The following is a 9496-nucleotide window of genomic DNA, read 5'->3' as shown; positions in this document are numbered from 1 at the left end:
GAAGGTCACGACCACTTGACCAGGTTTACGAATCCCCGTACCGTCACGCTCCGTAGCGATCGCTGGGAGAACCCCGAGCAGCACTGGGAGTGTCCGAATGCCCTCTGAATACGCCAAGTCTCTGGGCGCCCGCCTGCGCTCCATCCGCCAGCAGCAGGGCCTGTCCCTGCAGGGCGTGGAGGAGAAGTCGAACGGGCGCTGGAAGGCGGTGGTGGTCGGCTCGTACGAGCGCGGCGACCGTGCCGTCACGGTGTCCCGTCTGGCCGAGCTGGCCGAGTTCTACCGCGTTCCGGTTTCGGAGCTGCTGCCCGACGGCAGCGGAGTGCGGCACGAGCCCACCAGCAAGATCGTGCTGGACCTGGAGCGGCTCTACGACGAGGCCAGCGAGGAGCTCGCCTACGTCGCCCGGTACGCCCGCGCCATCCAGCAGCAGCGGGGCGACTACAACGGCCGGGTGCTGTCGATCCGCGCCGACGACCTGCGCGCCCTGGCGATCGTCTACGACGCCTCGCCGTCCGGCCTGATCGAGCGGCTGACCGAGCACGGCGTGCTGGTCGCCGACCCGCGGGCGTTCTTCGCCTCCTGACCGCTGCCGAAAGGGGCCCGTGCCGTACGGCACGGGCCCCTTTCGCCGTTTCGGTCGCCGGGAACGCCGGTGCCCTCAGCGGGTGGCGTACTCGGCGATGCGGCCGAGCAGGCCGTTGAGGAAACGGGGCGAGTCGTCGGTCGACATCTGCCGGGCCAGCTCGACCGCCTCGCTGATCGCCACCGCGTCGTCGATCTCGTCGACGTAGAGCAGCTCGTAGACCGCGATCCGGGCGAGGTTGCGGTCGACCACTGGCATCCGGTCCAGCGTCCAGCCCTCGGCGTAGCTGGAGATCAGCTCGTCGATCCGGTCCAGGTGAGCGGCCACCCCCTCGACCAGCCCGACCGCGTAGCCGAGATGGTCGGGGCGCGGCTTCTCGATCCGTTCGAGGTAGCCGGCGAGCACCTCGGCCGGCGGACGATCACGCAGGTCGGCCTCGAAGAGCACGTCCAACGCCCGCTTGCGCGCCTTGCGGCGCGCCGGCATCTGCTGCTTCGGACCCTCGGCCATCAGGCGCGGCCGAGGTAACGGCCGTCGCGGGTGTCGACCTTGATCTTCTCGCCGGTGGTGATGAAGAGCGGCACCTGCACGGTCGCGCCGGTCTCCACGGTCGCCGGCTTGTTGCCGCCGGTGGAGCGGTCGCCCTGTAGGCCCGGCTCGGTGTAGGTGACCTCGAGCACGACGGAGGTCGGCAGCTCGATGTAGAGCGGCACGCCCTCGTGCGTGGCCACGATCGCCTCGGCCTCGGGCAGCAGGTAGTTGGCCGCCTCGCCGACCGTACCGCCGGGCACCTGGATCTGGTCGAACGTCTCCAGGTCCATGAAGACGTAGTCCTCGCCGTCGGCGTAGAGGTACTGCATCGTGCGCTTGTCCACGGTCGCGGTCTCGACCTTGGTGCCCGCGTTGAAGGTCTTGTCGACGACCTTGCCGGAGAGCACGTTCTTCAGCGTGGTACGCACGAACGCACCACCCTTACCGGGCTTGACGTGCTGGAACTCCACGACGGACCAGAGCTCCCCGTCAAGGTTGAGTACCAGGCCGTTCTTCAGGTCGTTGGTGGTGGCCATTTCCTGCCTTGATCATCAATTTGGCGGACAGACCCGGCAAGTCTACTAGCCACCGCCCAGCCCGCCGCCCGCGCCCAAAGCCATGATCATCGCAACGTCCCTGATCTTGCTGCCTCCAAGCCGGTCCGAGACAGCGACATCAGGGACGTTCTCCGGCGAGGTGGTGCAGGGCGAGGCGGTAGCCGTCCACGCCGAGGCCGCAGATCACGCCGGTGGCCACCGCTGATACCACCGAGTGGTGGCGGAACTGCTCCCGGGCGTGGATGTTGGAGATGTGCACCTCCACCAGCGGGGCGCGCAGCAGGGCGCAGGCGTCCCGGACCGCGATCGAGTAGTGCGACCAGGCGGCCGGGTTCAGCACCACCGGCACCGCCTCGTCCGCCGCGGCGTGCAGCCAGCCGATCATCTCGTGCTCGGCGTCGGTCTGCCGGACGGTGACGTCCAGGCCGAGTTCCTTACCGGTCGACTCGCAGAGTTCCACCAGGTCGGCGTAGCTGGTCACGCCGTAGACGTCGACCTGGCGGGTGCCCAGCCGCCCCAGATTCGGCCCGTTGAGCACATACACCCTCATGAGGCAACCGCCCGGTACGCCGAGTGCAGCAGGTCGTCGTCGGGGCCGTCCAGGATCGCCGGCCGGGCCAGCCCGTCCAGCACCACGAAGCGCAGCCGGCTGCCCCGGGCCTTCTTGTCGACCCGCATGGCGGCCAGCAGCCGGGGCCAGGCGTCGGCCGGGTAGCTGGTGGGCAGGCCGAGCGCGGACACCACGTCACGGTGCCGACGCGCGGTGGCCGCGTCCAGCCGGCCGGCCAGGCGGGCCAGCTCGGCGGCGTACACCAGGCCGACCGAGACCGCGTGGCCGTGTCGCCAGCGGTACCCCTCGACCTTCTCGATCGCGTGGGCGAGGGTGTGCCCGTAGTTCAGCACCTCCCGGACGCCCGACTCGCGCAGGTCTCCGGCGACCACGTCGGCCTTGACCCGGATCGCCCGCTCGATCAGCTCCCGGGCCACCGGCCCGGTCGGGTCGGTCGCCGCCACCGGGTCCCGCTCGACCAGGTCGAGGATGGCCGGATCGGCGATGAAGCCGCACTTGACCACCTCGGCCAGCCCGGCGGCCAGGTCGACCGGGGGCAGGCTGTCCAGCGCGCCGAGGTCGGCGAGCACCCCGACCGGCGGGTGGAAGGCGCCGACGAGGTTCTTGCCGGCCGCGGTGTTGATCCCGGTCTTGCCGCCCACCGCCGCGTCGACCATGCCCAGCAGCGAGGTGGCCACCGGCGCCCAGCGCACCCCGCGCAGCCAGCAGGCGGCCACGAAGCCGGCCAGGTCGGTCACCGCGCCGCCGCCCAGTCCGACGACCGCGTCGGTGCGGGTGAACCCGGCCTCGCCGAGCCGGTCCCAGCAGTGTGCCGCCACGTCGACGTGCTTGCCGGCCTCGGCGTCGGGCACCTCGATCGGCAGCGGCGTCATGCCGGCCGCGCGCAGCCGGTCGCCGATCGCGTCGGCCAGCTCCTTCAGCGGCGCGGTGTGCAGCACCGCCACCCGGCTGGCGTCGGGCAGCAGGCCGGGTAGCGCGCCGAGCAGGCCACGGCCGACCAGCACGTCGTACGGCCGCTCGCCGCCGACCGCAATCCGGGTCACCTCGTCCATTGGCGGCAGCCTAACCATCCTTGCGCAGCAGCTGCGCGATCTCGGCGGCGATCTCCTCCGGCGTCCGTCCGTCGGTGACCACCGTGGCGGTGGCCACCTCGGCGTAGAGCGGGCGGCGCTGGTCCATCAGGTGCTTGAGGGTGGCCCGGGGGTTGATCGCCAGCAACGGCCGGCCGGCCCCGAGACCGACCCGCTTCACGGCGTCGGGCAGTTCCACCGAGAGGTGCACCACCCGGTGCCCGGCCAGGGCGGCGCGGTTCTCCTCGGCCAGCACCGCGCCGCCGCCGAGGGCGAGCACGCCCGAGCAGGAGGCCAGCGCCGCGCTCACCGCCGCCCATTCGAGGGTACGGAAGTGGGCCTCCCCCTCGTCGAGGAAGATCTCCGGGATCGGCTTGCCGGCGCGGCGCTCGATGTCGGCGTCGGTGTCGCGGAACTCGACGCCGAACACCTCCGCCAGGGCCAGCCCGACCGTGGTCTTGCCCGAGCCGGGCGCGCCGACCAGGACGCAGAGCGGGCGGGTGGGACCGGTCACCGGATCACCAGCGCGTCGAGGTAGCCGGCGAGGTTGCGCCGGATCTCGGCGACCGAGTCAGCGCCGAACTTCTCCACCGCCGCCTCGGCCAGCACCAGCGCCACCATCGCCTCGGCGACCACCGCGGCGGCGGGCACCGCGCAGACATCGGAGCGCTGGTTGATGGCGGTGGCCGGCTCACCGGTGGTGACGTCCACGGTGGCCAGGGCACGGTTCAGCGAGGAGATCGGCTTCATGGCGGCCTTCACCCGCAGCGGCTCGCCGGTGGTGATGCCGCCCTCCAGGCCACCGGCCCGGTCGGTGACCCGGCGCACCCCGGTGGCGGTGGGAATGATCTCGTCGTGCGCCTCGGAGCCCCGGGACCGGGCCTGCTGCCAGCCGTCGCCGATCTCCACGCCCTTGATGGCCTGGATCGACATCAGCGCGGTGGCGAGTCGGGCGTCGAGCTTGCGATCCCACTGCACGTGGCTGCCCAGGCCGGGCGGCACCCCGTACGCCAGCACCTCGACCACGCCACCGAGGGTGTCGGCGGCCTTCTTCGCGGCGTCGACCTCGGCGACCATCCGGGCGCTGGCCTCCGGGTCGAGGCAGCGCAGCGGGTCGGCGTCGATGCGGTCGGCGTCCTCCGGCCCGGGGCGCAGCCCCGGCTTGACGGCGACCGGACCCAGCTCGACCACGTGCGAGACGATCTCGACGCCGAGCGCCTGGCGGAGCAGCGCCTTGGCCACGGTGCCGACGGCGACCCGGGCGGCGGTCTCCCGCGCGCTGGCCCGTTCCAGGATCGGCCGGGCGTCGGTGTGGCCGTACTTCTGCATGCCGGCCAGGTCGGCGTGGCCCGGCCGGGGCCGGGTGAGCGGGGCGTTGCGGGCCTGGCTGGCCAGCTCGTCGGGGTCGACCGGGTCGGCGGCCATCACGGTGCGCCACTTGGGCCACTCGGAGTTGCCGACCCGGATGGCGACCGGGCTACCCAGCGTCACCCCGTGCCGCAGGCCGCCGATGATCTCGATCTCGTCCTGCTCGAAGGACATCCGGGCGCCGCGGCCGTAGCCGAGCCGGCGGCGGGCCAACTCCCCGGCGATCTCGGTGGTGGTCACCTCGACGCCGGCGGGCACCCCCTCCAGCAACGCGACGAGGGCGGGCCCGTGCGATTCCCCTGCGGTCAACCAGCGCAACACAGCGGTCAGTCTGTCACGCCCGGTATCCGCCACCCCGCACCGCCCGCCGCGTCCCGCCCTACGGACGGCACCGGCCCAGTCGATCAGATGCCCCGGCCGCGCCGGTGCAGGGTGCGGAGCACCGTGTCGGCCCGGAGCATCCGCCCGGCCACCGCCAGGGCCAGGTACGCCCGGGGTTCGCGGAGGTTGCGGCGGAGGGTCCGGCCGGCCCAGCGCACCGCCTCGCGCCGGTCGCCGGAGGCGGCGCGGGCGAAGGCGATCTGCCCGGCGACCCGCGCCTCCCCCGCCGGCTGGGCGCCGAACTCGGGGTAGCGCGCCAGCAGCCACTGCAACGCCTCGGCGATGGTGTCCCACCGCTGGGCGAAGTACGACCGCTTGTGCCAGCGCACCAGCACGTACGGGGTGGGCAGGTTGACCAGCGGGGCGCTGCGGGCGGCCCGGAGCAGGAACTCGTAGTCCTCGGCGTAGCTGCCGGGGATCTCCTCGTCGACCAGCCCGAAGCCGTCGCGCAGCGCCGTCGCGCGGATCAGGAAGGTCGACGGGTGCAGCTCGGTCATCCGGTCCCGCAGCAGGTCGCCCAGGCTGATCGAGTCGCGGCCGAGCACCCGCTCGACGGTGTGCCCGTCGTAGTCGACCCGGATGCCGCAGCTGACGAACTCGCCGCCGGGCACCCCGGCCAGCGCGTCGACCTGGGCGCGCAGCTTGCCGGGCAGCCACTCGTCGTCGTCGTCGCAGAAGGCGACCAGGTCGCCGGTGGCGGCCAGGGTGCCCGAGTTGCGGGCGCCGGCCAGGCCCGGGGTGCGGGTGTTGGTGACCACCCGCACCGGCCGATCCGAACCGGACAACTCGGTCAGCATCGGGTCCGGCTCGGACTGGTCGTACACCACGACCACCTCGACCGGGCCGGGGTAGTCCTGCGCGACGATGGCGCGTACCGCGGCCCGCAGCAGCTCCGGACGGTCCCGGGTGGGCACGACGGCGCTCACCGCCGGGTAGCCGGTCATCGATGCCGCCTGTGCTGCGGGCCGAGCCCGCGCCACGGCCGCCACCAGGACCGACGGCCGCGCCGCGCGGCGGCGGCCACCAGCTCCTCGACGATCGCCCCGACCCGGCGTACCGCGTCCCGCTGCCCGTCGACCGCCCCGGCGTCCACGGTCACCGTGTACCGCGACCGGTCCGCCAGGCCGGCGGCGAGCGCGCCCAGCAGGTCCTGCCGGGACTCGCAGAGCCGGACCAGGCCGGCCGCGCCGAGCCGGCGGGCGAAGAGCTGCTGGTGGTCGTCGACGTGCTCGCCGTGGGTCGGGTCGCGGGGCACCACGATCGGCAGGTGCCCGTGCCGGCGGGCCTCCAGGATGGTCGCCGGGCCGCCGTGGCAGACCACCAGGTCGGCGTGGGCCATCGCCGCCTGCAACTCGGCGTGGCCGAGGAACGGCACCGCGTCGGGCAGGCCGGCGGCCGGGGTGTGGCCATGCTGGACGGTCAGGACGACCTCGCCGGCAAACTCGGCGTGCCAACACCGCAACCAGGCGACCAGCCGGTCGAAGGGGTGCCGGTCGGTGCCGACCGCCACCAGCAGGTGGAGCCGGCCGTCCGGGTCCGGTTCCCGCTGCGCCGGCACCCGCGCCCCCGACTCCGGCCGCGCCCCCAGCTCCGGCCGGGCGGCCGGGTGCCGCTCGCTCACAGCAGCGTCCCGACGACGGTGGCCTCCGGGTACTGGCGGCGCTGCTCCTCCCACTGGACGAGCATCGCCGACAGGAACGGGCGGCACAGCCGGGCGGTCAGCGTGGGCGTGTCGATCCGGTCGTAGACCTCGATGTAGACGGTCGGGACGCCGCGCAGCCGGGCGAGAACGACGAACGGCACCGCCACGCCCGCTCCCGTGGTGACCACCGCGGCGACCCGCCGCCGACGCAGCACCCGGACGGCCAGCGCCGCGTTGCGCAGCAGGTTGGGCAGGTTGCGGGTGGTCGGATGGTACGCCGGGACGACATCCTCCCCGGCGAGCAGTGACACCGCCTCGGGGGTGTCGAAGGTGACCCAGCACCGCCGCCAGGTCTCGTACCAGGGGCGCAGGGCCAGCAGTTGAGCCAGGTGCCCACCACTCGATCCGACCAGCAACAGCACCGGCTGATCCCCGGTTTCCCTGATCTTCGCGCCCACGCGACTCCCTACACGTTCGCCTGGAGTGTCAGTCGGCGCCCCGGAGCGGCGAACCACACGCCTCCTGACCAGTGAATACTACGGTCGGTCGAGAGTAATCTCTCTGTCCGTGATCGGCGTGCAGGCCACGCGGCCCGCGCCGTCAACCGCGAAGTCGCTCCTCGACGACGTCCAGCAGCGCGGGATGCAGCTTCCGGTTCCAGCCGGCCCCGGCACCGGCGAGACGGGCCGTCCGCAGCCACATCTCCACCAGGTACGCGTCGGTCACCAGCCCGCGCCGCCGGGCGTCCAGGCCCAGCCCGTCACCGTGTCGGGCCAGCGCCGCCTCGACCTCGACCACCGCCGCGGCGACCGGCGCGGCACGCAGCACCACCGCGCGCTGGAAGGCGTCGTGGGCCAGGTCGAACCCGACCGGCACGTCCGCTCCACTGTGCTCCCAGTCCCAGGCGACCAGGCCGCCGCCGTGCCGGCCGAGGTTCCACGGCACCCAGTCGCCGTGCCAGTGCCCGAACTCGACGGCGACGTCGCCGTGCCGGCGGGCCAGTGCGGCGACGGCCGGCACGGCACGGCTCCCGCCGGCCGCGCCCTGCGCCTGCACGGCCAGCCGGGCCAGGAACGGCGAACCGGCCAGCGGTCGGGGCGCGGCCGGTGGCCGGCCCCGGCGGGCCACCGCGAGCAGCGCCGCGAGGTCGGGCGGCGCGCCGGCCGGCACTGCGCGTACCCGCGCCGGCAGCGGCTCGGTCACCGCGACCGCCTGCCCGGCCCAGGTCAGCTCGGTGAGCAGCCGGGGCGCGCCGGGATGCCCGGCCACGCCGGCCACGCCGGAGAGCTCCCGCAGCGCCGCCGCCTCGGCGGTGACCAGAAGCCGCGTCGCGCCGTTCCAGCCGATCTTCGCGTATCCGCGCGGTCGGCCGGTGCCGTCGAACAGTTGCAGCGTCGGTTTGTGGTTCGGGTCGGGCGGACGCACCCCACACGCCGCGTAGATCGCTGAGCGAGGGCAGCGGGCCGGCCCGGCGGGCCGCGCGGTCCCCAACGGCGGGTCGCCGAGCAGCGCGGTGAGCCGGTCGGCGAGCAGCAACTCGGCGGCGTCGAGCCCGGTGGGCACCGCGACGGTCAGCACCGGAAACGGCACCCGGTCGACGACGCCGGTCCGGGCCGCCGCGCCGAGCGCGGCGCGCACCGCCCGCACCTTCGCCGGCCGCAGCGCGTTGTACGCCAGCAGCGCCGCCGCCGTGGCCCGGGGCGAGCCCAGGGGCAGCAGGAACCGGGCCCGGGCGACCGACGGGAGCACCGCGTACCGGGCCATCACGGTGTGCCCGGCCGGTGGGTGGCCGCGCACGGCCAACGCGACGCGCGGGTCGCCGAAGAGGGCCCGGGTGACCCACCCCAACCCGTCGCCCCGGGCGCGCGGGTCGACCGATCCGGTCACGCGGCCCGGTCCGGCCAGTCGAGCCGCAGGCCCAGCCGCTGCCGCAGCGCCTCGTTGTACGGGCGGTAGTAGTCGGTCAGTTCGGCGCGCAGCGCCGGTGCCAGCGGCGCCGAGCGCCGCTCGTTGTAGACCTTGAAGTCGGGCAGGCCGAACGGGGGCAGGCCGAGGAAGTCCAGGGTGCGCCGGTAGGTGGCCCGCGCGTCACGGTAGAGGTCCTCGCTCGGCAGGAACAGCAGCTGCGCCCGGTCGAAGCGGGCCAGCCACGGTTCCAGATGTTCCAGGTACCGGCCGCGGGCCCGGTAGCTGTACCAGTCGTAGCGCTCGCTGACGTGCTCCGGTTCGGCGATCAGCCGCTCCCGCTCCCCCGCGGTGCGCGCCGGCTCGGCGGCCAGCGCCGCGGCGAAGTCCAGCGGCTCCACGCCGTTGCTCCGCCGCTCCTTCCAGTGCGAGTACGCCCGCTCCACCGGATCGCGCAGCAGCACGATCAGCCGCACCGCCGGCATCAGCGTGGCGACCCGCTGCGCGGCCAGCGGGTGGAACATGTAGAGCGGGGCCGCCTCGCCGACCCGCACCGGGCCGCCGTGGCGGCTCTCCAGCGCCTGCCGCTGCCGCACGGTCGGGAAGTGCGAGCGGTACCACGCCTCGCCGCGCCGCCAGTTCTCCTCGAAGTAGTGCGAGGACTTCGTGTTCCAGGCCGGAAAGAGGCGGGGCACCAGCGGATGCTGGACGAGGTAGTTCCACAGCGAGGTGGTGCCGCCCCGCTTGGTGCCGATGATGAGGAACTCCGGCAGCGGCCGGCGGTCGCTGGTGCGGACCCCGTAGTCGACCAGACCGGCCCGCACCCGCTTCGTCACCTGGGTCGGCACCAGTTGCTTCACCCGGTCCCGGATGATCGGCACGACC

The 9496-nt window shown here is 73.9% G+C and carries 12 protein-coding genes; 1 reads left to right on the top strand and 11 read right to left on the bottom strand.

What is annotated here, in order from left to right:
- Positions 1-97: 97 nt before the first annotated feature.
- Positions 98-586, top strand: a complete 489-nt coding sequence (bldD, locus tag ACQPYA_RS11400) for a transcriptional regulator BldD (RefSeq protein ID WP_117229180.1) — start codon at positions 98-100, stop codon at positions 584-586.
- 75 nt (positions 587-661) lie between these two features.
- On the opposite strand, the gene nusB is transcribed toward bldD, so the two are convergent.
- The 11 genes from nusB to ACQPYA_RS11345 form a co-directional block, all read right to left on the bottom strand.
- Entirely contained in the window at positions 662-1072 is a 411-nt protein-coding gene (gene nusB / locus ACQPYA_RS11395; RefSeq protein ID WP_433533471.1) for a transcription antitermination factor NusB, read from the bottom strand.
- A gap of 23 nt (positions 1073-1095) precedes the next feature.
- Complete coding sequence (gene efp, locus ACQPYA_RS11390) at positions 1096-1653, bottom strand: elongation factor P (RefSeq protein WP_433532578.1); 558 nt, start codon at positions 1651-1653, stop codon at positions 1096-1098.
- Between the two features lie 139 nt (positions 1654-1792).
- Positions 1793-2224 (bottom strand): type II 3-dehydroquinate dehydratase, encoded by a 432-nt coding sequence (aroQ, locus tag ACQPYA_RS11385; protein WP_433532577.1) that lies wholly within the window; start codon positions 2222-2224, stop codon positions 1793-1795.
- Positions 2221-3297, bottom strand: coding sequence for a 3-dehydroquinate synthase (gene aroB, locus ACQPYA_RS11380; protein WP_433532576.1), 1077 nt, complete (start codon positions 3295-3297; stop codon positions 2221-2223). The genes aroQ and aroB overlap by 4 nt, the downstream gene beginning before the upstream one ends.
- A gap of 10 nt (positions 3298-3307) precedes the next feature.
- Positions 3308-3829: a shikimate kinase gene (locus ACQPYA_RS11375; protein WP_433532575.1), complete on the bottom strand. Its 522-nt coding sequence runs from the start codon at positions 3827-3829 to the stop codon at positions 3308-3310.
- Entirely contained in the window at positions 3826-5004 is a 1179-nt protein-coding gene (aroC, locus tag ACQPYA_RS11370) for a chorismate synthase (RefSeq protein WP_433532574.1), read from the bottom strand. Before aroC ends, ACQPYA_RS11375 begins: the two co-directional genes overlap by 4 nt.
- Before the next feature lie 83 nt (positions 5005-5087).
- A complete protein-coding gene (locus ACQPYA_RS11365) occupies positions 5088-6008 on the bottom strand; it encodes a glycosyltransferase family 2 protein (protein ID WP_433532573.1) in 921 nt (306 codons plus the stop codon).
- A complete protein-coding gene (locus ACQPYA_RS11360; protein ID WP_433532572.1) occupies positions 6005-6685 on the bottom strand; it encodes a glycosyltransferase in 681 nt (226 codons plus the stop codon). The genes ACQPYA_RS11365 and ACQPYA_RS11360 overlap by 4 nt, the downstream gene beginning before the upstream one ends.
- Positions 6682-7164, bottom strand: coding sequence for a UDP-N-acetylglucosamine--LPS N-acetylglucosamine transferase (locus tag ACQPYA_RS11355; protein ID WP_433532571.1), 483 nt, complete (start codon positions 7162-7164; stop codon positions 6682-6684). The genes ACQPYA_RS11360 and ACQPYA_RS11355 overlap by 4 nt, the downstream gene beginning before the upstream one ends.
- Before the next feature lie 142 nt (positions 7165-7306).
- Positions 7307-8593, bottom strand: coding sequence for a hypothetical protein (locus tag ACQPYA_RS11350; RefSeq protein WP_433532570.1), 1287 nt, complete (start codon positions 8591-8593; stop codon positions 7307-7309).
- Positions 8590-9492 (bottom strand): sulfotransferase domain-containing protein, encoded by a 903-nt coding sequence (locus ACQPYA_RS11345; protein WP_433532569.1) that lies wholly within the window; start codon positions 9490-9492, stop codon positions 8590-8592. The genes ACQPYA_RS11350 and ACQPYA_RS11345 overlap by 4 nt, the downstream gene beginning before the upstream one ends.
- Positions 9493-9496: the final 4 nt, after the last annotated feature.

It is taken from the genome of Micromonospora sp. CA-263727 (assembly GCF_050942455.1).
Taxonomy (GTDB): Bacteria; Actinomycetota; Actinomycetes; order Mycobacteriales; family Micromonosporaceae; genus Micromonospora.
This window is presented reverse-complemented; position numbering and strand designations above follow the sequence as displayed.